Origin of the sequence: Herbivorax alkaliphila (assembly GCF_030848475.1) — a bacterium.
Taxonomy (GTDB): domain Bacteria; phylum Bacillota; class Clostridia; order Acetivibrionales; family Acetivibrionaceae; genus Herbivorax.
Genome location: NZ_JAVDDS010000003.1, coordinates 1 through 21,975, shown reverse-complemented (window position 1 = coordinate 21,975; position 21,975 = coordinate 1). Strand labels below are relative to the sequence as shown.

The window sequence follows — 21,975 nt, the reverse complement described above, 5'->3', positions numbered from 1 at the left end:
TGATAAAATGATAAAATGGCTTAGAAATTTATTGTTTCCGCCAAAGTGTATATTTTGCAATGAAATTTTGGATGTTAAAAGCGAAGAATGTATTTGCAACAACTGTCCATCTAAAATCCCCTTCCTTAAAGGCAACAGAATAATTAAGACGGGAGATTTTTACGATGGGATAATATGCATGTGTAAATACACCGGGATTTTAAAAGATGCGATTATAAGATATAAATTCTACAACAAAACATCTTATTATAAGGTTTTTGCTAGACTTTTGGCGGATAAAATAAACAAAACAGAGAATCTTCCCAATATAGATTTAATAATCAGTGTACCTCTTCATAAAAAGAAAGAACAATTTAGAGGATACAATCAGGCATATCTTATCTCAAATCAACTGAGCAAATTAATCCAAATAAAAGAAAAATCCGATTTATTAAAAAGGGTGAAAAATACCGAGAGTCAAAGTCTTTTGCCTAAATATAAAAGGCCTTTTAATGTGAAAAAGGCTTTTTTGGTGGTAGATCCTTCTCAAATAAAAGATAAACACATACTTCTATTTGATGATATAATGACCACAGGGAGCACTCTAGATGAGTGCAGTCGTACATTAAAAGAAGCTGGTGCTAAAAAGGTGTTTGTTGCTGTTTTAGCATCAGGCAGAAAATTTTAGGAATACGAGAATTTCATATTTAATAAATTATTGCAAGATATTTATGTTATTATGATAAAGTTTCTCACTTTATTTGACGAAATATATTATATAGAAAAAATATTTAGCAATTACAGGGTTTGTTTTCATTACTTTCAGTTTACTTAATTTTAAACAGACAAAGTTAGGCAAAAAAAACAATCAATAATAAATATAGGAGGTAATGAAGGTTATGGATGTTAGGAATTGTAAAAGCTGTGGTAAAATTTTCAATCATTTAGGAGGCTATCCTATTTGTCCAACTTGTAAAAAAAAGGATGAGGAGGATTTTCAAAGGGTGAAGGATTATCTATATGACAATCCTAAAGCATCTATTATTCAGGTATCAAACGAATTAGAAATAAGTGTGCGAAGAATAAAGTCATATTTGCGAGATGAACGCTTAGAGATAATTGGAAGTGAAGGGAATATGCTATTAGAGTGCGAAAAATGTGGAAAAGCAATTAGCAGCGGGAGATTTTGTAAGGAGTGTTCTAGCAGTGTTGTTGATAGTATCAGGGCAACAACCAGTCAGATGAGCAAGTCGATGATGAAAGATAGAGAAAATGAAAGGGAAGGAAAAAAGAAAGGCTCAGGAATGAGATATTTAAATAGAAAAGATAGATAGATTTACATTTTTTAAGATTAAAGTATAAGTATTGATAAAAAACAAAAAATGTATTAAATTATTTTTTATATTGGACGATAATATTTATATAGGGGGAAAGAATTGATGAACTAATGATGATATTAATACTATACAGTGCTAATTAAATATTATATATTCTCTTACTACACAGTAAAAAATACAGTTTAATATATAAGTAAGGTAAATAATATTTAGGTAGCACTGAGGTGTTAAATATATAAAATTTTTCCAGGAGGAGGTAGGTGGTACTTATGAAAATCCGGGGAGAGATCCCAAAGGTAAACGGAGTGTATGACAGTCAAAAAAACATTAATAAGGCAGACAAAGCTAGCAAGGCAACATCCAAAAAAGACGTGGTATCTATTTCAGGTCAGGCAAAGGACTTTCAGACTGCTATGAAAGCTTTAAAAGATGTTCCTGATATTAGAAAGGACAAAGTAGAAAGGCTTCAAAATCAAATGGAGTCTGGAAATTATCAGGTAAGTGGAAAAGATATTGCGAATAGTGTACTAAAAGGGCTTACTGAAAAAAAATTATAGTTTCATTTCAAATTTGCGGGTTAACAGCGAATTAAGTTCGTGATTTTCCCGCAAAAAGTTTATTTAGCAATGGCCAAGAAATAACATATTACAAAATAAATTTCAGGTGGTGTATAGGATGGAATACGAAAAGTTAAATTCGCTAATTGATGTATTAAATGAGGAATCACGTATCTATGAAAACATCTTACAAATATCTAAAGACAAAACAGATGTAATTATTGGTGGGAAGGTGTCAGAGCTTGATGAGATGACTAAACTTGAACAGTCATTTGTAATCAAAATAGGAAAACTAGAAATTCTAAGGGAAAATTGTATTGAGGAAATATCCAATCAATTAAATATAAAATCTTCTGAACTAACAGTTTCTGAACTTTCAGAGCATTTAAATGAAGAGAACTCAAAAAAACTTATTGACTATAAAGAAAAGATAGGAAATATCTTAACAGAGCTTAAGGATATTAATGATTTAAATTCAAGGCTTATAAAAAATTCCATAGATTATATTGATTTTTCACTAAACATTTTATCTTCTGCAACCGAAAGTAATAATAACTATGGTGATAATGGAGAAGTAAATGAAGAAAAGAAAAAAACATATATGGATTTAAAACTTTAAAATAGCAACAATACATGGAGGTAATACTATGTCAGTCGGATTTGGTGCTTTTCAAACAGCTCGTTCTGGAATGTATGTAAATGAAAGAGGCCTTTTTGTAACAGGGCATAATATATCAAATGTAAATACACCGGGATTTTCTAGGCAACAGTCTATGATTGCTACAGGTCCTAACGTTAATCTGGATTGTCAAAAACAAATTGGGCTTGGTGCAGATATACAGGAGACAAGACAGATAAGGCATTCATTTTTGGACAATATATATAGACAGGAAAGTACAAGCTTGGGATACTGGGAAACAAGGTCAAAAACTTATAGTGATGTTGAGGCTATTTTGGCAGAACCTATGGGAAGTGGTTTGCAGGATGTGATGAATCAATTCTGGGATTCCTGGCAGGAACTTTCAAAAGAACCAGACAGCCTTACAGCCAGAGCAATGGTAAGACAGAGAGGAGAATCTCTTGTCTATCACATAAACCATATGGGAAGTCAGCTTGGCAAGTTGCAAGAAGACTTAAACTCTGAATTAAGGGTTAGAATAGATGAAGTAAATGACATTACACGTCAAATTGCAGATTTAAATGTAGAGATATTAAAGGTAGAGGCAACTGAGGATAATGCAAATGACTATAGGGATAAGAGAAACTTATTGATGGACAGGCTGTCAGAGCTTCTTAATGTAGAGGTTAGAGAAATGCAGGATGGTCAGCTTGACATAACCTGTGGAGGTTTTTTTCTGGTACATAGAGATAAAAACACAAATATTAAAGCAGTGGAGAATCCAGAAGGTGGACAATTTTATGTTCCTGTGCTAGAAGATTCAGGTGTGGAATTGCCAGCTGGAAGCGGCATAATAAAAGGGCTTATGGAGTCTAGAGGGGAAGTTATTGGAGAAAAGGGAAGCATAGAGAATGGAACCCCAAATACAATGTCTGATATAACGTTTGCAGTTGATGTTTCAAATGCAGGTGATGATTATTTAGACAGTGTAAAAGAATCAATAAAGGAATATGTTGAGGGAACAGAAAAAATAGGGCTTGATGCCAACTACAGGTTGGTTTTATATGGAGGAGCAACTGAGGAAGAAATTAATTTTGGAAATGATATTGAAGGATTACTGGATGAAGTTGACAATATTGAAGAAGATGCCGGTGGCGGAACAGAGTTTGAAGGTGTTGTAAATATTTTAGAAAATGCAGATGATTTCAGGGAAAACTCAAATAAATATGCACTTGTCTTTACAGGTGAAGGCGGAACAGGTTCAAATATTACAGATGCTCAGGCTCAAGATTATGCAGACAGATTAAATTCAATAGGTTTAAATACTTCCGTAGTAAAGGATGAAACAAGTTTTGGAGCCGATGTTGTAGATGCTTGGGAGACTGTTTCTGGTGAAACAAATGGAGAATTTCATAATATTGAGGTTGAAGACTTTTTAGATGCCATGACAAAAGTTTATAGAAGCATGAACAAAGATATAAATGATAAAATAAGTGTTGTACCTGATTCTTTGGACATAGTGTCTGACTTGAATAAAAAATTAAATGCCCTGATAAATATACTTGTAAGGGAAATAAATTACATACACAAGAGTGGAAAAACTTTAAGTAATCCACCAGAAGATGGAGATGACTTTTTTACAACTATAAATTCAGAGTATCCTTTAGAGATGGAAAATATAAAATTAAATGAAAATCTTTCAGATTTAAATAATATAGTTGCCTCTACCGAAGGAGACAGTGGAGACAATAGCATTTGTATAGAGATTTCTAGTTTGAGACAGAGGGCATTTATTCAGGATTATAAAGGAATACTTACTACAGATGACTATTATCAATCAATAGTACTTGGTGTAGGAAATGGAGGATCAGAGGCTGAAAGAATAAGTGAAAACCAGATGAAGCTAGTGGGTTCAGTAGATGCACAGAGACAGTCAATAATGGGTGTATCCATGGATGAAGAAATGACAAGAATGATGAAGTATCAATTTGGGTATACTGCTTCGGCAAGAACAATGAATGTTTTAGATGAAATGATAGAGACGGTAGTTAGCAGAATGGGAATCGTAGGGAGGTGATGATCTGTGAGAGGATCTTTTTATGGACTTAACGTCGCACAAAGAGGGCTTTATACATCCCAGAAAAATTTAGATGTTATAAATCACAATATTAACAATGTAAACACGCCTGGTTTTTCTAGGCAAAAAACCGATCAGGTCGTCTCAAGGCCGATGGCATTACTTGACGGTACAGGTATGCTGGGTACAGGATCTGAAGTTATTGGGATTGATAGAGTCAGAGATGAGTATTTGGATTTTAAATACTGGAGTGAAAATACGGCTTTTAATGAGTGGGAAGCAAAAAAAACAGTACTAGGTGATATGGAAGCTATGTTGGGTGAACCTTCCGAAAGTGGTTTTAATGCCATACTAGATGAATTTTTCGATTCCCTTCAAGAGCTTTCAAAAGATCCTGGAAACCTTGCAGTAAGGTCTTTGGTACGACAGACAGGAGAGACTGTTACAAATTATTTTAACAGTTTAGCCAACCACTTTGAAGAACTTCAAAATGATTTGAATTATCAGGTAGATACAAAGGTTGCAGAGGCAAATTCTTTAGGAATGCAAATTCAACAGCTAAACAAACAAATATACAATTCAGAGTTGGATGGGAACAGTGCAAACGACCTTAGAGATCAGAGAACTGTTTTAATAGATCAGCTTTCGGGAATTGTAAATATAGACGCAAATGAAGTGGTGACAGGGAAGCTTCCAAATGGGGAAGAAGACAAAAAAATGATTATAACCATAAGTGGAAAGGCATTTGTAAATCATTTTCATTTTAGTTCTCTTTCAGTTAAACAGAGGGATGAAAAGATAAATGATGAGGATATTGAAAACCTCTTTAGGGTAGAATGGGAAGATGGAAATAGCCTTGATATAAAAGGCGGAGAATTAAAGGGTTTGCTTGATGTTAGAGATGGAAATGAAGGTGAAAATGGAAGTCCTGTATATAAAGGGATACCTTTTTATATAAAAAAACTAGATGAGTTTGTAAGAACTTTCGCCATGTCATTTAATGAAGGATATATTGATGGCAATGATGGAATGGGACATGCAGATGGATATGGTATTTCTTATGATGGAAATGACCCAGTTACAGGTACAAGGTTTTTTACAATGACAGGAGAAGATAGAGAGCCTGTAAACAGTGAAGACTTTATAGATGGAGCTTCAGGTATGAATGATATAGAGGCTAGGTATGAGAATTTAACTGCCAAAAACTTCTCAGTGTCAGCTGACATAATGGAAGATTTAAGCACAATAGCAGCAGCAGATGCACCTGAGGAAATAGGTAATATAGTTAATTTAAATGAATTGATAAAAATGCGACACAACCCTCATATGTTTTCAGAAGGGGCACCAGAGGACTTTATGGTATCAATAGTATCCACTATGGGGGTCGACTCCCAGCAGGCAGTAAGGCTTGCAGACAACCAAAAGATTTTAACCAAACAGATTGAAAACAGAAGACTTTCAGATTCGGGAGTGTCTTTAGATGAAGAGATGGCAGATATGGTAAGACATCAACATGCATATACAGCAGCGGCTCGAATGATAAATACAATGAATGAAATATATGATTTGCTTGTAAATAGAGTTGGAATATGACAAAAGTGGTGGAGGGGTTAATATGAGAGTAACAAACAAAATGCTTATAAACAATATGGTAAACAATATAGGCACAAACCTTAGAAGAATGGAAAAAATACAGGATCGTCTTGCCACTGGAAAAAAGATAAACGTTCCTTCAGATGACCCTGTTGTTGCATCAAGAGCTTTAAAATTGCGAACAGATGTATCGCGCTTAGAGCAATACGACAGAAATGTAAAGGATGCAATGTCCTGGATGGAAATAACAGAGTCTGCATTAGGAGATATGTCAGATATATTTCATAGGACAAGGGAATTGTCGGTACAGGCAGCAAATGGTTCAACAACTCCAGAGGATACTCAAAAAATAGAAGAAGAGGTTAAGCAGTTAAAGACTCAGCTAATTAAGCTTGGAAATTCAACATATTCAGGAAGGTATGTTTTTTCTGGATTCAAGACTGACCAGAATCTATTAGATGAAGACGGCAGCTTTGCAATTGATGTAAGCAATACACAGGAAATAACATATGAAGTGGGTATAGGAGATGACATACATATCAATTTAACAGGTGGAGATGTTTTTAACCATGGTGAAGAAGCAGTAGAAGGAGATACCAGTGTTGTGATGGAGGATTTTGATAGACTCATTACTGCATTAAATGAAGGTGACCATGAGACAATAAGTGGACTTCTTGGAGATATAGACAATCACATGGACAATCTTTCAAGAGTACGTGCTGATGTGGGTGCAAGGTATAATAGACTTGAGCTTACTGAGAATAGACTAAGTGGAAATATTTTTAACTTCACAAAACTTATGAGCGAAAATGAAGATATAGATCAGGCAGAAAATATTATGCTTCTGAAAAGTGAAGAAAATGTGTATAATGCTTCTCTAGCAGGTGGTGCTAGAGTAATACAACCGTCTTTGATGGATTTTTTAAGGTAGGACAATGAGCAGTGAACCCGTTTAGCTAAAGCTAAACATTGAGGCTTTAGTAAATTTTAGAGGTGGTATATATGGATATTAGCATTAATACTACACATGCTAGACTTGGTATTGAAACCACACCTGCACGACTTGAAACTAAAACCGACATGGCAAGGTTGGAGCTTAAGCAAAACCATGCTAAAATGAAAATAAAAACAGAGCCTCCAAAGGTAAAGATAGACCAGTATGAGGCATTTGCAAGTGCTGGGTTGAAAAAGCCTCTAGACCTTACAAAAGAAAATGCACAAATAAGTTATCAAAAGGTCATGGAATATATTGCAAGGAAAGCATCAGATGGAGATCGTTTGGCTGCAATACATAAAGGTGGTGATCCTATTGTAGAATTTGCCAAAAGAGCTTCCTATACCAAAAAAGATTTTAATATAGATTTCATTCCAAAGACAGGGCCTGAGATAACACTTGAGGAAGGAAAACTAAAAAGAGAACTTGAGGGAGGTTCAAATGTTGTTCTTAACAGTGTACAGAAAAATTTTGTACCTCAGAGTCTTAATTCAAACTATGTATCAGGAAATGTTAATATTTATATGCAGCAAAGTTATTCGGTGGATATAGAGTATATCGGGAACAATGTAAGCCAATATGTGTAAGCTGGAGGGGAAAATGATTTTAAACACAAAACATTTTGGAAAAATTGATGTTGATGAAGAAAAAATAATAAGCTTTGAGGATGGAATACCTGGCTTTGAAAATCAGAGGCGCTTTATTGTGCTGTATGATGGAGAGGAAGGTTCTCCTTTTAGGTGGATGCAGAGCATTGACGATACCAATTTGGCATTTGCAGTGGTGGAGCCAATGACCATTGTAGCTGATTATGATGGAGAAATACCCCTAGAAGCGGTGGAAAAGCTTGAAATAGAAAAGCCGGAAGAAATAATGGTATTGTCCATAGTGGTTGTAACAGAAGATGTTGAAAAAATCAGTATGAACCTTAAAGCACCTATAATTATCAATACAAAAAACAATAAAGGTATGCAGGTTGTTCTTGACACAGATAGATATTGTGTGAGACACTATATTGTAGAGGAACTGGGAAGACAGGAGGTAAAAACAGGTGCTGGTGTTGACACGGAAGAAAAATCAGTCTATAGTGGTAGGCGATGATATAGAAATTACAATAGTTGATGTACAGGGAGATCAGGTGCGAATAGGCGTCAATGCACCAAAAAATGTCTCTATTCACAGAAAAGAAATTTATCTTGAAATTCAAGATGAAAATAAAAAGGCAGCAGATGTAAAAAAGGTAAACTTAAAGGACTTGCTAAAGTAGCAGGTCTTAGATTTTTTATACAATTCATTTTTTTTCTATAAAAGTATTAAGTTAAATTCATTTTATAACGATATATAAAATAAGAAAATCTTTTGTTGGTAATAAGCCTTGCGGCCGAAGGCTTGTTATATATAAACCAAAACTGAATCAATCAAGGATGGTTGATTCTTAAAAAACAAGGAGGTATTTTATATGCGTATCAACAATAATCTAATGGCAATGAACACTCACAGACAATTGGGAATTACAAACAATGCAGGCTCAAAATCAATGGAAAAGTTATCCTCAGGATTTAGAATCAACAGAGCAGGGGATGACGCAGCAGGTCTTGCAATATCTGAGAAAATGAGAGGTCAGATAAGAGGATTGAGTCAAGCGTCAAGAAATGCTCAAGACGGTATTTCCATGATTCAAACTGCAGAAGGTGCTTTAAATGAAACTCATTCTATTCTTCAAAGAATGAGAGAGTTGACAGTTCAATCAGCCAACGATACCAATGTTGGTGTAGACCGTGAGGAAATCCAGAAGGAAATAAATCAGTTATCTTCTGAGATTAACAGAATAGGTAATACCACTGAGTTTAACACACAGAAATTGTTAGACGGTGGAGGAGTATCAAGACTTGAGGCATCAGGACTTATAGATCAAAGCAGTCCTGAAGGTGGTATTACCACACATGAACAGGCAGCTCAATTGGTTGATATTGAAACTGATAGTAATAATATTGTGGTAAGTGATGGAGATACACTTGAAATGACCATTCAGGGAGAACAAATAACCGTTACATTTTCTGAAGATGATAGTGTAACTGATACTGAAATGGTTTTAGACACTGACAGTGTAACAGGAAACTCTGCAACTTTAAATTTTAATGGTGATGTAGGAGAAGGAGATGCAACAGAGGCAATTGCAAATGCATTAAATGAAATAATTGAAGAAAATGATGTGCTTTCTGGCAATTATGCAGCTACTCATACTGATGTTACTGGCGGTGATACTGGTTTTACCACTGATATAAGTACTGTTGGTGCTGATGCATTTGCAGTATATGCATTAGGTGAGGATGATGGTGGCGAATACTATGGCGACCAGGGTTACATAGCAGATACAGCTGATCAAGCTGTTTTAGATGCTGCTGTTGATTCACAGGTAGGTACTACAGAATATACAGCAGCAGAAATCAATATTGATTTAAGTAGTTATGATGATGCAGATTCTCTTGATGAGCTGGTAGGCACAGGATTCACTGTTGACGGTCAGCAGTTTGAGTTTTATAACCCAGTTGATGGTCCGTACACAGGTTCGGCTATAGGAATCAGTCTTGGTGAAGCATATGGAGTAGCAGAAGCTGAGGGAACAGTAGAGGACGCATTGGCTACAACAGTAGCAAGTCAGTTAAACTCACACAGCACTGATAATTACACTGTTGAAGTTGATGAAACTGATGCTCATCAGGTTAATATTTTAGCAGCTGAAAATGGTGAAGATGGAAACTGTTCTGTATCCGTTGAAGATGGCGGAAGAAGCAGTTCTTTCACAGCTAACCTTCAAATTGGTGCTAATACTGCTCAAAGTATGTCTATAGAGTTAGATGACATGAGATCAAATGCTCTAGGAATAACTGGAACTGAAACTGGTGGAACTGTTACAGCTAACAATGGAGCAGAAGCCAACTATGTAGATATAAAAGAAGTAACAGACGGAACAACAAATACAGGAACAGAATATGCATTAGACGTATCAGATCATGAAAAAGCGACTGCAGCTGTAAGTGTAATAAACGATGCAATAGAAACAGTATCAGCTCAAAGATCTGATTTAGGAGCATACCAAAATAGACTTGAGCATACAATCTCTAACCTTGATAATTCAGCAGAAAACTTACAAGCTGCTGAAAGCAGAATTAGAGACGTAGACATGGCTGATGAAATGATGGAATTTACAAAACAAAACATACTTCAACAAGCTGCTCAAGCAATGCTTGCTCAGGCAAACCAAGCACCACAAGGAGTGCTTCAATTACTAGGATAAATTCCATTCCAAAGTGAGACAGGGGGACGGTTCTCCTGTCTCACTTTTTCCATTCAAGCAGGGGACGGTTCTCCACTTGAATAAACAGAAGAAAACAGAAAGATAGGAGAAGAAAGAGGAGAAGAAAAAAAGCACTTAAGGTAGCGAGGGAAGCGATAAAAGAGGGGGCAGATATAGACTTTATTGCAAAAATAACAGAGTTGGATAAAGAGACAGTAATAAAGCTAAAAGAAGAACTATAAAGCTAATTTTTTAGAGAGCAAAATTCAACATGAATTTTAGTTTTTGCAAAGGTCATGAGTGACAGAAAATTTTTTGAAAAACAGATTATAAAACATGTGAGACATAGAGGTAGTTTTCTTGTCTCATTTTTGTGTTTTTAGGGTGTATACGGATTCTTTTAGTGCTTTATCCACTTTATTAACAATTGATGGTAAATGCCGTAAAATATTATTGAATAAAAATTGTTAAAATTTATTTGCCATTTACAAAGGATGTCTGAAAACCTTATAGAAATAAAAATATTATCTTACAATAAATGATTACATGATATAATAGAAGTAGGCAGGTGATGAGATGAAGATGCAGAATCCACATGATAAATTTTTTAAAGAGACTTTTTTAAATATAGAGGTGGCGAAGGATTATATACTCTTTTATGAAAAAAAGAATATAAAGGAAAACTAAAAAAATGGATAGAAAGTTTATGAGAGTTAAAAGATTGGTAATTCCAGACCTTACTGGAATTATAATATTAGAGCAGCTAGTATCATTAAAAGCTACAACGGAGGATGTAGAGGTATTTATACAGGATGTGGGGGAGATAAAAATTGAGGTATATGGTGCGGAGAGATTGACGAAGCTAATAAAAAAGCTGCTAAAGAAAGAAAAGAGGTAAGGTTAGATGAAGAAAGTGACGCAGTTAGCTTATACGGTGATAATATTAAGGGTCAAGTAGAGACAAAAAATACAAGTTTTGATGATGTTAAAGAAGGTGGTGGTTTTATAATGATGTAATGGAGGCTGGAGTTTACGGATTAGTAGTGGGTGTTAGTGATAGTAAATACTCGCCAAATACTCAAATTACTTACGCAGAATACCTAACCACAATAAGTAGACTAATTGATGATGAAGTAGAATCGAAGGAAGATTATGGGGAGTGGTATGAAAAATTCATTGATTCATGTAGGGAAAAGGGAGTATTAGAAGATGATGAGGTGATAGATCCAAATCAACCAATTACACGTGAGAAAATGATTAAATATACATGTAAAGCATTAGATGTAGAGCCTTATAACAGTATAGAAGTAATATTTAAAGATATTATATAAACGCTACATTTGATAATTACTTAACAGAAGGTTCTGGCTGGGCAGAAGATGGATTAAGAGTATTTGGGTTTGGAGAAACAGCTACGAGAGCACAGGTGGCTACTATGGCTTTAAGATTAAAAAACTATATAAAAGACCCAAGATGGTTTATGAGGGTTAAAGCACATGAAAGACAAGAAGCTGAAAAGTTATATGAATTACACCAACCAGTGCATGTTAATGGGTATGAAGTGCCTAGTGCAAGACACAGTAATTATGTGAGCATATTTTAATGCTCAAAACAATCATAAAAGTTGGATTAAGTATGCTTATGAATTTACGAAATTTTGCACTAGGTATTTATATGCTAGGTATGTATTTAAGAGCAGTCTAGATGATGCTGAAACTGATATGTATTTGAATGTAAATGTCGTTGGAGAAAGTTAAAATGTAAAGATGGTTAAGGATATGTTAAGCAGTAAGTTCAGTGAGGAAAGTGTAAATAAAATGATGAACGCAATATCTAAAAAGGATGATATTTCAGTAGAATTGAGAGAAGAAATGTATATAGAAGGGTATTATGCAAGAATGTTTTCCTTTTAGGTGGATGCAGAGCATTGACGATACCAATTTGGCATTTGCAGTGGTGGAGCTAATGACCATTGTAGCTGACTATGATGGAGAAATACCCCTAGAAGCGGTGGAAAAGCTTGAAATAGAAAAGCTGGAAGAAATAATGGTATGTCCATAGTGATTGTAACAGAAGATGTTGAAAAAATCAGTATGAACACTAAAGCACCTATAATTATCAACACAAAAAACAATAAAGGTATGCAGGTTGTTTTTGACACAGATAGATATTGCGTGAGACACTATATTGTAGGGGAACTGGGAAGACAGGAGGTAAAAACAGGTGCTGGTGTCGACACGGAAGAAAAATCAGTCTATAGTGGTAGGCGATGATATAGAAATCACAATAGTTGATGTACAGGGAGATTAGGTGCGAATAGGCGTCAATGCACCAAAAAATGTCTCTATTCACAGAAAAGAAATTCATCTTGAAATTCAAGATGAAAATAAAAAGGCAGCAGATGTAAAGAAGGTAAACTTAAAGAACTTGCCAAAGTAGCAGGTCTTAGATTTTTTTATACAATTCATTTTTTCCTATAAAAGTATTAAGTTAAATTCATTTTATAACGATATATAAAATAAGAAAATCTTTTATTGGTAATAAGCCTTGCGGCCGAAGACTTGTTATATATAAACCAAAACTGAATCAATCAAGGATGATTGATTCTTAAAAAAACAAGGAGGTATTTTATATGCGTATCAACAATAATCTAATGGCAATGAACACTCACAGACAATTGGGAATCACAAACAATGCAGGCTCAAAATCAATGGAAAAGTTATCCTCAGGATTTAGAATCAACAGAGCAGGGGATGACGCAGCAGGTCTTGCAATATCTGAGAAAATGAGAGGTCAGATAAGAGGATTGAGTCAAGCGTCAAGAAATGCTCAAGACGGTATTTCCATGATTCAAACTGCAGAAGGTGCTTTAAATGAAACTCATTCTATTCTTCAAAGAATGAGAGAGTTGACAGTTCAATCAGCCAATGATACCAATGTTGGTGTAGACCGTGAGGAAATTCAGAAGGAAATAAATCAGTTATCTTCTGAGATTAACAGAATAGGTAATACCACTGAGTTTAACACACAGAAATTGTTAGACGGTGGAGGAGTATCAAGACTTGAGGCATCAGGACTTATAACACAAAGCAGTCCTGAAGGTGGCGAGACTGACCACACTCAGGCAGCTCAATTGGTTGAAATTGATACTGTTGATGTTAGTGGTACTGATTGCATTAATGTAGGTGATGGAGATACACTTCAAATGACCATTCAGGGAGAACAAATAACCGTTACATTTTCTCAAGATGATAGTCTAGATGATGATACTATGGCTTTAGACACTGACAGTGTAACAGGAAATTCTGCAACTTTAAATTTTAATGGTGAAGTAGAAGATGCAGATGCAACAGAAGCAATTGCAAATGCATTAAATGAAATAATTGCAGAAAATGATGTGCTTTCTGGCAATTATGCAGCTACTCATACTAATGTTGTTGGCGGTGGTACTGGTTTTACCACTGTTATAAATGGTGTTGCTGATAATGAATTTGCAGTATATGCATTAGGTGAGGATGATGGCGGCGAATATTACGGTGACCAAGGTTACATAGCAGAGACAGCTGATCAAGATGTTTTAGCCGGTGCTGTTGATGCACAGGTAGGTAGTACAGAATATACAGCAGCAGAAATCAATATTGATTTAGCTAGTTATACAGATGCAGATTCTCTTGATGAGCTGGTAGGTACAGGATTCACTGTTGACGGTCAGCAGTTTGAGTTTTATAATCCAGTTGATGGTCCATACACAGGTTCGGCTATAGGAATCAGTCTTGGTGAAGCATATGGAGTAGCAGAAAGTGGAGGAACAGTAGAGGAAGCATTGGCTACAACAGTAGCTAGTCAGCTAAACTCACACAGCACTGATAATTACACTGTTGAAGTTGATGAAGACACTGCAACACAGGTTAATATTGTAGCAGCTGAAAATGGTGAAGATGGAAACTGTTCTGTATCCGTTGAAGATGGCGGAAGAAGCAGTTCTTTCACAGCTAACCTTCAAATTGGTGCTAATACTGCTCAAAGTATGTCTATAGAGTTAGATGACATGAGATCAAATGCTCTAGGAATAACTGGAACTGAAACTGGTGGAACTGTTACAGCTAACAATGGAGCAGAAGCCAACTATGTAGATATAAAAGAAGTAACAGACGGAACAACAAATACAGGAACAGAATATGCATTGGACGTATCAGATCATGAAAAAGCGACTGCAGCTGTAAGTGTAATAAACGATGCAATAGAAACAGTATCAGCTCAAAGATCTGATTTAGGAGCATACCAAAATAGACTTGAGCATACAATCTCTAACCTTGATAATTCAGCAGAAAACTTACAAGCTGCTGAAAGCAGAATCAGAGACGTAGACATGGCTCAAGAAATGATGGAATTTACAAAACAAAACATACTTCAACAAGCTGCTCAAGCAATGCTTGCTCAGGCAAACCAAGCACCACAAGGAGTGCTTCAATTACTAGGATAAATTCCATTTCAAAAGTGAGACAGTGAGACAGGGGGACGGTTCTCCTGTCTCACTTTTTGTACTTGAATAAACAGAAAAATCACTCGAAGGACGGAGAAGGGAATGGCAAGTTCCCTTGTTTTAGTTTTTGCTTAACAAGAAGCTTAAAACTATTCTAAAGGTTGGCTCGTAAAACACTGTAAAACTTAAAATTTGCAGTGAATAAATTGAATATGGTATAATATAAGCAAGTGGGGGAGTTTGAAATGAATAACAAAAAGAAAGAAAAGATAAAACTTGATCAGATGATGAAGGTAATGTTTAAGTTATCAAAAAAGGTCACAGTGAATTTATTAAATGGGTTATTTGATGAAAATTATGACTATAAAAAAGTGAAAATAGAATATGGTAATGGAGAGTTTTTTCAAGATAACTTAAAGAAGATTCAAGGAGACATGTTCATAACAGTTCAGAGTGAAAAACGCTCGGTAAATTACCACATAGAATTTCAGACACAAAATGATAAAATGATGGCAATAAGGATGTTTAGATATGGTTTTGAAAAAGCATTGGAATTGACATGTAACCAAGAAGGAGAAGAAATAGTACTGGATTTTCCAAAGCAGTCAGTGATATATTTAGAAGAAAATCAAAACATAAAAGACATGATAGTGCTAAAAATAAGAAAGCCAGATGGAAGCATAGAACAATATGAATTTCCAACAATGAAGTATTGGGAATACACTCAAGAGGAGTTAATAAATAAGAAAATGTATGCATTGTTGCCATTTCAGGTATTTAATACACGAAAGGCAATAGAGAATATTTCAAACAGCAGTAAAGCACATGAAGAGAAAGCTCAGCTTATAAAAATTGAATTTAATAAACTGATAAAAGTAATTGAAAGTGTAGGAAAAAGGTCAGCAGAGTTATATGAGGAGGAAGAAATAAAATCAAGTGATTTTGAGAGAATATTATTGGTGCTAAAAAGTATATCAGATTATATATATAATAAATATGGAGAATATAAACAAGTGGAGAAGGAGGTTGAAACTATGTTAACATCATTATACAATCCAGCTATTGCAAAAGAAAGCGAAAGGAAAAAAGCACTTAAGGTAGCGAGGGAAGCAATAAAAGAGGGTGCAGATGTAGACTTTATTGCAAAAATAACAGAGTTAGATAAAGAGACAGTAATAAAAATAAAAGAAGAACTACAAAGCTAATTTTTTAGAGCGTAGGATTTAACAGGAAATTTATTTTTTGCAAAGGTGATTAGTGACAGCAAATTTTTTAAAAATAGATTATAAAACATGTGAGACATGGAGGTGATTCTCTTGTCTCATTTTTATTTTTTTGGGCTTGTGCAAATGTCGTTATTTATACACCTGATTGACAATTAATGGTAAATATCGTAAAATCTTATTGAACAAAAACTGTTAAAGTTTATTTGCCATTACAAAGGATGTCTAAAAACCTTATAGGAAGGCGTTTTGATAAGAATATAAGCGTATGTTTTTGTAAATGATTTTCAGAACAATCTATGGAAATAATGAGAGATAACCTAGATATATGGCAAAAGCATTAGGAGTCCATGTAGATTGGAAGTCAGACACGAGAAATGTTGTAATTAATTAGGAATATGGATGAGACAAGAGAACCGTCCCCCTGTCTGTCCCCCTGTCTTTCTGTCTTTTTGAAAAAGTGATAAGGAATTTAAGGAAATTTGACGATATAATAAAAAAACAAAGAAATTTAAAATTTTCCGTTCAGGTCTTTCTATAATACAGGAAAGACAAAGGGGGTTGAATGTCGATGAACAAGAATACCGAGGTTGTAAAGCAGATATTTCCGCTACTTGAAACAATGGAGAAAGGAATCACTCATGTACAAAAGCAACTTTCAGAACTGCGATATGAAGAAGCATTGTTAGTTTTAGAAGATACCATGCAGGGGGTTGCATGTATTGAAAAGGTAATGCAAAAAATGCAGGAAGAACTTCCAGAAAGTCAAATAGACGCTCTTACATCTAAAGTTAAAGACTCTATGAATAAAGTTGTGGAGAATTATGAAAATAAAACTGAATCTAATTTAAAAGAGAGTATTACAAATGAAATGCTTCCAACATTTTCAGACTGGAAATCTGAAATTGAAAAATCTTTGTCTGATTAGGTAGTGCTATGGACAATGGATAGGGTAAAGGAGTTGATAAAATGGATGTTGCAGCAATGTCAACTATGCTGAGTCAATCACAAATTAAGCAGCAGGCTTCAATTTCAGTATTAAAAATGGCAATGGACACAGGAAAAAGGCAGATGCAGGATATGACCCAGATGCTGAATCAAAACACAAAACAGATGGAGCAGGCTGTAAATCCAAGCTTAGGTAAAAATATTGATGTGAACATTTAAAAATCAGAAAGGGTGATTTTCTTGCCTTAAGGTAAGGGGGTTACCCCTTTTTTCTATGATGAAATATAAGAAAATCCTTCCCCTGTTCTGAAATTAATTGTAAACTAGGTGAGATAAAAATCCGATAATAATAGTGAGAAGAAAATCACGGAGGGATATTTATGAAAATTGATAGCATGGATGCTACTGCAATGCAATCAAAAAACAGCCAGGATACAACACGAGATGTTACTGGTGCCAAAAAAAGCAACCTAGAGAATAATAACACGGATACAAAGAAAAGCAATCCTAATCAAAAGAATGTAGATATTTCGGAGAATGTACTTATTGATGCCATTGAAAAAGCAAACAAATCAATAGTAGGAACTAAAACTCAATTGGAATTTTCCATACATGAGGGAACAAAAGAAATAATGGTTAAAGTTATTAACCAAGAGACAGATGAAGTTGTGAGAGAAATTCCATCTGAAAAAATTTTAGATATGGTGGCAAAAATGTTTGAATTAGCCGGCATAATAGTAGATGAGAGGAGGTAAATCATGCCAGTACATGGAATGACAGGAATGGATAACAATCAATTAAGATTTTCAGGTCTTGCATCAGGAATTGATACAGATCATATGATAAGTCAAATGATGCGAGCTGAAAAAATGAAAGTAGGCAGAGTTGAGCAAGATAAACAATTATTAGAGTGGGAAAGAGATGCATATAGGGATATTACAAATAAGCTTAGAGGGTTTTCTGATGAATATTTTAACCTTTTAAAACCTGAAACAAATTTCAGATCTCCATCTGCTTTTAGTTCATTTGATATAAATTCAAGTAATGAAGCAGTAGCCACAGCAGTTGCAGATTCATCAGCAGAAAGCGGAACACACAGTATAGAGGTTGAAGCATTGGCGTCAGGTGCTAAAATTGAGGGTGCTTCAAACATTACCAGAAATATAATTGGAAGTGAAGCTGTAGATGATTTTGAATTAAGTGAAAGATCTATTAATGTCACTTTAGATGGAGTTACAAAAACTATTGATTTAGAAAATTACAGTGATATTAATGATATGGTTGATGGTATTAATGCTTCATTAGCAGATGCATTTGGGGCAGGGAAAATAGAAGTTTCCAGCGAAGAAGGAAGAATAGAGTTTGATGTGCTTTTAAATGGAAGTACTTTAATGTTGGCTGATGGTGGCAATGCGTCAGGTGGTCTTGAAAAATTGGGGTTTGCACCAGAAGACAATACCAGCAATAGAATATCCTTAATATCAGGACTTGACAGCATTAAAAATAATTTTATTAATAGCCTAGATATAGATAATCCAGAAGAAAATGTTGTTTTCACAATAAATGACACAGTTATAGATGTGGGCAAGAGTTATGAAGATGCAAATATAAGAGATGTTATGAATGCGATAAATTATAGTGATGCTGGTGTAAGGATGCAGTATGATTCTTTAAATGACAAATTTAATTTGACATCTACAGTTGAAGGTGCAGCATCTTCAATTACCTTTGAAGACACAAGTGATGAAAATGGACTGTTAAAATCATTGGGGATTGTTGATGGGACATATAGTGAGGGAACAGATGCGGAGTTTACATTAAATGGCGTGGAAAACATGAAAAGAAGCAGTAATGAGTTTACAATTGATGGAGTGCAATTTTCATTAAATGGAATTTCAACAGAGCCGGTAACAATTGATATTAACAATGACGTAGATGCTGTAGTTGATAATATTAAAGGTTTTGTTGAAAGCTACAATGACATTTTAGATGAAACAAATGGTTTAATAAATGAAAAAAGAGATAGGGACTATAGACCTCTTACAAGAGAACAAAGAGAAGCTATGAGTGATGATGAGATTGAAAAATGGGAAGAAAAGGCCAAATCAGGATTGTTGAATAATGACAGGTTATTGTCTGGAATGGTTAATGATATGAGAAGAGCGTTATTTGACAATGTGGAAGGTTCTTCTATAAGTATTTTTGATGTAGGAATAACAACTGGTGCATATTTTGAAAGGGGTAAACTTAACATTGATGAAGAAAAATTAAGAGAAGCTCTTAATAATAATTTCAATGAAGTGGTTAATTTATTTACAAATACCTCACAACATTCTGAAAATGATGTTGCTGGTGATGGTGAAAAAATGATTGAAAGGTATAATGAAAGTGGAATAACTCAAAGAATACATAACATACTAGATCAAAATATAAGAATTACCAGAGGGTCGGATGGAAGAAAAGGGGAATTGCTTGAAAGAGCAGGTATAGTAGGAGACACAACTGAGTTTAACAATACAATAGAAAATGAAATAAACCGAAAAGACTCTACAATTGAAAGAATGATTGATAGAATGCATCAAAGAGAGGAATCATACTATCAAAGATTTGCTACTATGGAAAAAATGTTAAACCAAATGCAGAGCCAATCTGAATGGCTTATGCAGCAACTAGGAATATAAAATCTTTACAAAGAGAATTTGGAGGGGTCTTTAATGATGAACAGTAACCCATATGGGCAATATAAGGAAAACACAGTTTATACAGCAAGCAGTGAAGAATTAACTCTTATGTTATATAATGGTCTTGTTAAATTTTTAATGCAGGCACAGATGGCTTTAAACGACAAAAAAATCGAGAAAGCTAATACAGCAATAATAAAAGCTCAAGCAATAATTGCAGAGTTTCAAAATACTTTAGATATGAATTATGAGGTTTCGCAGCAGTTGGAGCTTTTATATGATTATATGCACAGGCAGCTTTTAGAAGCCAATGTGAAAAAGGAAGCTTCAATTGTTGAAGAAGTATTAAATATGGTAAAAGAATTGAGAGATACTTGGTCTCAGGCTATAAAAATTGCTAAAAACAAAAATAAAAAAGCCCAGAGCGGCTAATGGGAGAGAATTATACAATGGATAATCAACTTAAGAAGTACCTTAGAAGACTTACAGAGATTTCAAAGGAAAAGCAAAGGAAAGTAAAAGACATACTTTATCTGACTAAGGCTCAAGCTGAGTTAATAGAAAAAGAAGGTGTGGAAGGTCTTGAGAAGCTACTAGATGACAAGCAAAAGAAAATTGAAGAAATAAATAAAAACGATGAAGATTTTAGAGCCTGTTATAAAAAAATTAAGCAGGAGTTTAAAATTGAAAGCTTGGATAATCTGGAGACTTCAAATGTAAAAGAGGCTGAAGAACTTCAAAAGTTGACAGGTGAAATAAAAGGAATACTTCAAGAGATTGGTGAAGTTGAGAAACAAAATAGCGAAAAAATAAAAGATATACTTGGTGGCTTGGGAGGAAAGATAAAAAAAATAAATCAAGGCAGAAAAGCCAATAATGTTTACAGCCAAGGTTCAGACAAGAGAGCATCGTCATATTTTATTGATCAGAAGAAGTAGTTGAGGCTTCCTCTGATTCTTCTTCTGATTCTTCTTCATTAATTTTTAGAAAGTCAAATATTCTTTTTATATATTCATAAGGATATTCTTCATAAGTTTTAATATGACTTGCACCGGATGTTTCCCAGAGTTCTACAGTGCTATCTGAAGCATCTTTGAGCAGGCGACTGTGTTTGGCAGGTATTGTTTCGTCATCTGTGCTGTGAATCAGCAATACAGGTCTTGGTGAAATTTTATCTATATCATCTACTGGACTTACGTCATTAGTATCTACACCTGATACAAGTTTTACAGCAAGTAAAGTGGTTTTATCAAAGGGTATAGAAGGTAAGTTGCTCCATACGCTGAGGTTTTCATTTAAGTACATGGTAAGGTCAGAAAAAGGACTGTCTGCTATCACTGCATCTACATCTTGGCTTTCAGCAGCGGCCAGAATACTTGTTGAGGCTCCCATAGAAACCCCAAAAAGTATTATTTCATCAGAACCCCTTCTTTTAGCATATTCAATTGCACCAAGTAAATCATATTTTTCAAGGTAGCCTACAGATGTTATTTTACCTTCAGACTCTCCAGAGTTTCTAAAATCAAAAGTCAAAAGGTTATATCCTTCATTTAAAAAGCTTTTAATTAATTCAATGGTATTTTCCCCAAAAGGTAGTCTGTTTTGACCGTAGCCATGAGCTAGAATGACTGTGCTGTTACTTTCAGGTGCATCAAAAAACCAGCCCCTTAAAGTAAGCTCATCGTTTATATCTTTAAAGGATACACTGTCGTATTCAGGAACAATGTTTGCTGAAAAAACAGGTAAGTCCAACTTTTCAGGTCTTGTTAAATCCCATGCAGTATATACGGAAATAGCTGATATAACCAAAGCGGCTAACAATAATATTAATATTACTGAGATAATAAATTTTTTTGGCATTCTACGTTTTCTTTGTGTATAAGTTATGCCAGAAATTCTCACAAAAACATCTCCAGTCGTAATTTATTAAAAAGCTAATGAGTGCCTTAGAAATAACGACCTATTCTCAAGGACAAAATCCCGATGATTTAGAGGATTTTAGACGATGAAAATTAGATATTATTTCTTAGCCATTACTGATTCCCCAAATATAAGTTAAAAATACTATATACTTAATTATATTTTCTTTTACGCAAATAGTAAAGAGTTGATTTTATTTTTTATAAAATTCATAAAAAGTTTTACAAATTTGACTTTGTAAAAATACTACTCTAAACTATAAATAT

The 21,975-nt window shown here is 34.5% G+C and carries 23 protein-coding genes and 3 pseudogenes; 25 read left to right on the top strand and 1 reads right to left on the bottom strand.

The window, feature by feature from the left end; genetic code table 11:
• Nucleotides 1-7: 7 nt before the first annotated feature.
• From RBH29_RS01490 to flgN, 25 genes and pseudogenes are all read left to right on the top strand, one after another.
• Complete coding sequence (locus RBH29_RS01490; RefSeq protein ID WP_306694635.1) at nt 8-667, top strand: ComF family protein; 660 nt, start codon at nt 8-10, stop codon at nt 665-667.
• Between the two features lie 211 nt (nt 668-878).
• A complete protein-coding gene (locus tag RBH29_RS01485; RefSeq protein WP_306694633.1) occupies nt 879-1,313 on the top strand; it encodes a MerR family transcriptional regulator in 435 nt (144 codons plus the stop codon).
• Nucleotides 1,314-1,585: 272 nt separating this feature from the next.
• On the top strand, nt 1,586-1,873 hold the full coding sequence (gene flgM / locus RBH29_RS01480; protein WP_306694631.1) for a flagellar biosynthesis anti-sigma factor FlgM: 288 nt from the start codon (nt 1,586-1,588) through the stop codon (nt 1,871-1,873).
• A 118-nt stretch (nt 1,874-1,991) separates the two neighbouring features.
• The gene (locus RBH29_RS01475; protein WP_306694630.1) at nt 1,992-2,492 is read left to right on the top strand and encodes a flagellar protein FlgN; all 501 of its coding nucleotides are present in this window, start codon (nt 1,992-1,994) and stop codon (nt 2,490-2,492) included.
• 28 nt (nt 2,493-2,520) lie between these two features.
• On the top strand, nt 2,521-4,569 hold the full coding sequence (gene flgK, locus RBH29_RS01470; RefSeq protein ID WP_306694628.1) for a flagellar hook-associated protein FlgK: 2,049 nt from the start codon (nt 2,521-2,523) through the stop codon (nt 4,567-4,569).
• 6 nt (nt 4,570-4,575) lie between these two features.
• The gene (gene flgK / locus RBH29_RS01465; RefSeq protein ID WP_306694626.1) at nt 4,576-6,162 is read left to right on the top strand and encodes a flagellar hook-associated protein FlgK; all 1,587 of its coding nucleotides are present in this window, start codon (nt 4,576-4,578) and stop codon (nt 6,160-6,162) included.
• Nucleotides 6,163-6,184: 22 nt separating this feature from the next.
• Nucleotides 6,185-7,093, top strand: a complete 909-nt coding sequence (gene flgL / locus RBH29_RS01460; protein ID WP_306694624.1) for a flagellar hook-associated protein FlgL — start codon at nt 6,185-6,187, stop codon at nt 7,091-7,093.
• 71 nt (nt 7,094-7,164) lie between these two features.
• Nucleotides 7,165-7,743, top strand: coding sequence for a DUF6470 family protein (locus RBH29_RS01455; RefSeq protein ID WP_306694622.1), 579 nt, complete (start codon nt 7,165-7,167; stop codon nt 7,741-7,743).
• Nucleotides 7,744-7,756: 13 nt separating this feature from the next.
• Nucleotides 7,757-8,257: a flagellar assembly protein FliW gene (gene fliW / locus RBH29_RS01450; protein WP_306694620.1), complete on the top strand. Its 501-nt coding sequence runs from the start codon at nt 7,757-7,759 to the stop codon at nt 8,255-8,257.
• Nucleotides 8,208-8,423 carry a carbon storage regulator CsrA gene (gene csrA / locus RBH29_RS01445; RefSeq protein WP_306694618.1) on the top strand — a complete coding sequence of 72 codons (216 nt, stop codon included), beginning with the start codon at nt 8,208-8,210 and terminating at the stop codon, nt 8,421-8,423. The genes fliW (RBH29_RS01450) and csrA (RBH29_RS01445) overlap by 50 nt, the downstream gene beginning before the upstream one ends.
• Nucleotides 8,424-8,615: 192 nt before the next feature.
• Nucleotides 8,616-10,454, top strand: coding sequence for a flagellin N-terminal helical domain-containing protein (locus RBH29_RS01440; protein ID WP_306694615.1), 1,839 nt, complete (start codon nt 8,616-8,618; stop codon nt 10,452-10,454).
• Between the two features lie 691 nt (nt 10,455-11,145).
• Nucleotides 11,146-11,352 carry a hypothetical protein gene (locus RBH29_RS01435; protein ID WP_306694612.1) on the top strand — a complete coding sequence of 69 codons (207 nt, stop codon included), beginning with the start codon at nt 11,146-11,148 and terminating at the stop codon, nt 11,350-11,352.
• Between the two features lie 109 nt (nt 11,353-11,461).
• Nucleotides 11,462-11,785: pseudogene (locus tag RBH29_RS01430) on the top strand (hypothetical protein); the annotation flags it as partial.
• A 104-nt stretch (nt 11,786-11,889) separates the two neighbouring features.
• Nucleotides 11,890-12,057 carry a hypothetical protein gene (locus RBH29_RS01425; RefSeq protein WP_306694609.1) on the top strand — a complete coding sequence of 56 codons (168 nt, stop codon included), beginning with the start codon at nt 11,890-11,892 and terminating at the stop codon, nt 12,055-12,057.
• 163 nt (nt 12,058-12,220) lie between these two features.
• On the top strand, nt 12,221-12,367 hold the full coding sequence (locus RBH29_RS01420) for a hypothetical protein (protein WP_306694607.1): 147 nt from the start codon (nt 12,221-12,223) through the stop codon (nt 12,365-12,367).
• Nucleotides 12,345-12,727 (top strand): annotated as a pseudogene (fliW, locus tag RBH29_RS01415) (flagellar assembly protein FliW). The gene RBH29_RS01420 and the pseudogene fliW (RBH29_RS01415) overlap by 23 nt, the downstream one beginning before the upstream one ends.
• Nucleotides 12,678-12,893: pseudogene (gene csrA, locus RBH29_RS01410) on the top strand (carbon storage regulator CsrA). The pseudogenes fliW (RBH29_RS01415) and csrA (RBH29_RS01410) overlap by 50 nt, the downstream one beginning before the upstream one ends.
• Nucleotides 12,894-13,086: 193 nt before the next feature.
• Complete coding sequence (locus RBH29_RS01405; RefSeq protein ID WP_306694606.1) at nt 13,087-14,937, top strand: flagellin N-terminal helical domain-containing protein; 1,851 nt, start codon at nt 13,087-13,089, stop codon at nt 14,935-14,937.
• Nucleotides 14,938-15,182: 245 nt separating this feature from the next.
• Nucleotides 15,183-16,142 (top strand): Rpn family recombination-promoting nuclease/putative transposase, encoded by a 960-nt coding sequence (locus RBH29_RS01400; protein WP_306694604.1) that lies wholly within the window; start codon nt 15,183-15,185, stop codon nt 16,140-16,142.
• Nucleotides 16,143-16,731: 589 nt separating this feature from the next.
• Nucleotides 16,732-17,088, top strand: coding sequence for a hypothetical protein (locus tag RBH29_RS01395; protein ID WP_306694603.1), 357 nt, complete (start codon nt 16,732-16,734; stop codon nt 17,086-17,088).
• Between the two features lie 41 nt (nt 17,089-17,129).
• Nucleotides 17,130-17,327: a YjfB family protein gene (locus RBH29_RS01390; protein ID WP_306694602.1), complete on the top strand. Its 198-nt coding sequence runs from the start codon at nt 17,130-17,132 to the stop codon at nt 17,325-17,327.
• A gap of 161 nt (nt 17,328-17,488) precedes the next feature.
• Nucleotides 17,489-17,863 (top strand): flagellar protein FlaG, encoded by a 375-nt coding sequence (locus RBH29_RS01385; RefSeq protein WP_306694601.1) that lies wholly within the window; start codon nt 17,489-17,491, stop codon nt 17,861-17,863.
• 3 nt (nt 17,864-17,866) lie between these two features.
• Nucleotides 17,867-19,789: a flagellar filament capping protein FliD gene (gene fliD, locus RBH29_RS01380; RefSeq protein WP_306694600.1), complete on the top strand. Its 1,923-nt coding sequence runs from the start codon at nt 17,867-17,869 to the stop codon at nt 19,787-19,789.
• A gap of 33 nt (nt 19,790-19,822) precedes the next feature.
• Complete coding sequence (gene fliS / locus RBH29_RS01375) at nt 19,823-20,221, top strand: flagellar export chaperone FliS (RefSeq protein WP_306694598.1); 399 nt, start codon at nt 19,823-19,825, stop codon at nt 20,219-20,221.
• Between the two features lie 17 nt (nt 20,222-20,238).
• Nucleotides 20,239-20,727 carry a flagellar export chaperone FlgN gene (gene flgN / locus RBH29_RS01370; protein ID WP_306694597.1) on the top strand — a complete coding sequence of 163 codons (489 nt, stop codon included), beginning with the start codon at nt 20,239-20,241 and terminating at the stop codon, nt 20,725-20,727.
• Here the strand turns inward: flgN and RBH29_RS01365 are convergent.
• Nucleotides 20,708-21,691 (bottom strand): alpha/beta hydrolase, encoded by a 984-nt coding sequence (locus tag RBH29_RS01365; protein WP_306694595.1) that lies wholly within the window; start codon nt 21,689-21,691, stop codon nt 20,708-20,710. The genes flgN and RBH29_RS01365 overlap by 20 nt on opposite strands.
• Nucleotides 21,692-21,975 lie beyond the last annotated feature (284 nt).

Bases quoted from the DNA above. Each gene is read 5' to 3' on its own strand.
- RBH29_RS01385 (WP_306694601.1), top strand. From the start codon at position 17,489: ATGAAAATTGATAGCATGGATGCTACTGCAATGCAATCAAAAAACAGC.
- RBH29_RS01490 (WP_306694635.1), top strand. From the start codon at position 8: ATGATAAAATGGCTTAGAAATTTATTGTTTCCGCCAAAGTGTATATTT.
- RBH29_RS01390 (WP_306694602.1), top strand. From the start codon at position 17,130: ATGGATGTTGCAGCAATGTCAACTATGCTGAGTCAATCACAAATTAAG.
- RBH29_RS01455 (WP_306694622.1), top strand. From the start codon at position 7,165: ATGGATATTAGCATTAATACTACACATGCTAGACTTGGTATTGAAACC.
- RBH29_RS01405 (WP_306694606.1), top strand. From the start codon at position 13,087: ATGCGTATCAACAATAATCTAATGGCAATGAACACTCACAGACAATTG.
- fliS (WP_306694598.1), top strand. From the start codon at position 19,823: ATGATGAACAGTAACCCATATGGGCAATATAAGGAAAACACAGTTTAT.
- flgL (WP_306694624.1), top strand. From the start codon at position 6,185: ATGAGAGTAACAAACAAAATGCTTATAAACAATATGGTAAACAATATA.
- flgM (WP_306694631.1), top strand. From the start codon at position 1,586: ATGAAAATCCGGGGAGAGATCCCAAAGGTAAACGGAGTGTATGACAGT.
- RBH29_RS01400 (WP_306694604.1), top strand. From the start codon at position 15,183: ATGAATAACAAAAAGAAAGAAAAGATAAAACTTGATCAGATGATGAAG.
- flgN (WP_306694597.1), top strand. From the start codon at position 20,239: ATGGATAATCAACTTAAGAAGTACCTTAGAAGACTTACAGAGATTTCA.
- fliW (WP_306694620.1), top strand. From the start codon at position 7,757: ATGATTTTAAACACAAAACATTTTGGAAAAATTGATGTTGATGAAGAA.
- RBH29_RS01395 (WP_306694603.1), top strand. From the start codon at position 16,732: ATGAACAAGAATACCGAGGTTGTAAAGCAGATATTTCCGCTACTTGAA.
- flgK (WP_306694628.1), top strand. From the start codon at position 2,521: ATGTCAGTCGGATTTGGTGCTTTTCAAACAGCTCGTTCTGGAATGTAT.
- RBH29_RS01420 (WP_306694607.1), top strand. From the start codon at position 12,221: ATGGTTAAGGATATGTTAAGCAGTAAGTTCAGTGAGGAAAGTGTAAAT.
- RBH29_RS01440 (WP_306694615.1), top strand. From the start codon at position 8,616: ATGCGTATCAACAATAATCTAATGGCAATGAACACTCACAGACAATTG.
- RBH29_RS01485 (WP_306694633.1), top strand. From the start codon at position 879: ATGGATGTTAGGAATTGTAAAAGCTGTGGTAAAATTTTCAATCATTTA.
- fliD (WP_306694600.1), top strand. From the start codon at position 17,867: ATGCCAGTACATGGAATGACAGGAATGGATAACAATCAATTAAGATTT.
- RBH29_RS01435 (WP_306694612.1), top strand. From the start codon at position 11,146: ATGGATAGAAAGTTTATGAGAGTTAAAAGATTGGTAATTCCAGACCTT.
- RBH29_RS01425 (WP_306694609.1), top strand. From the start codon at position 11,890: ATGGCTTTAAGATTAAAAAACTATATAAAAGACCCAAGATGGTTTATG.
- RBH29_RS01475 (WP_306694630.1), top strand. From the start codon at position 1,992: ATGGAATACGAAAAGTTAAATTCGCTAATTGATGTATTAAATGAGGAA.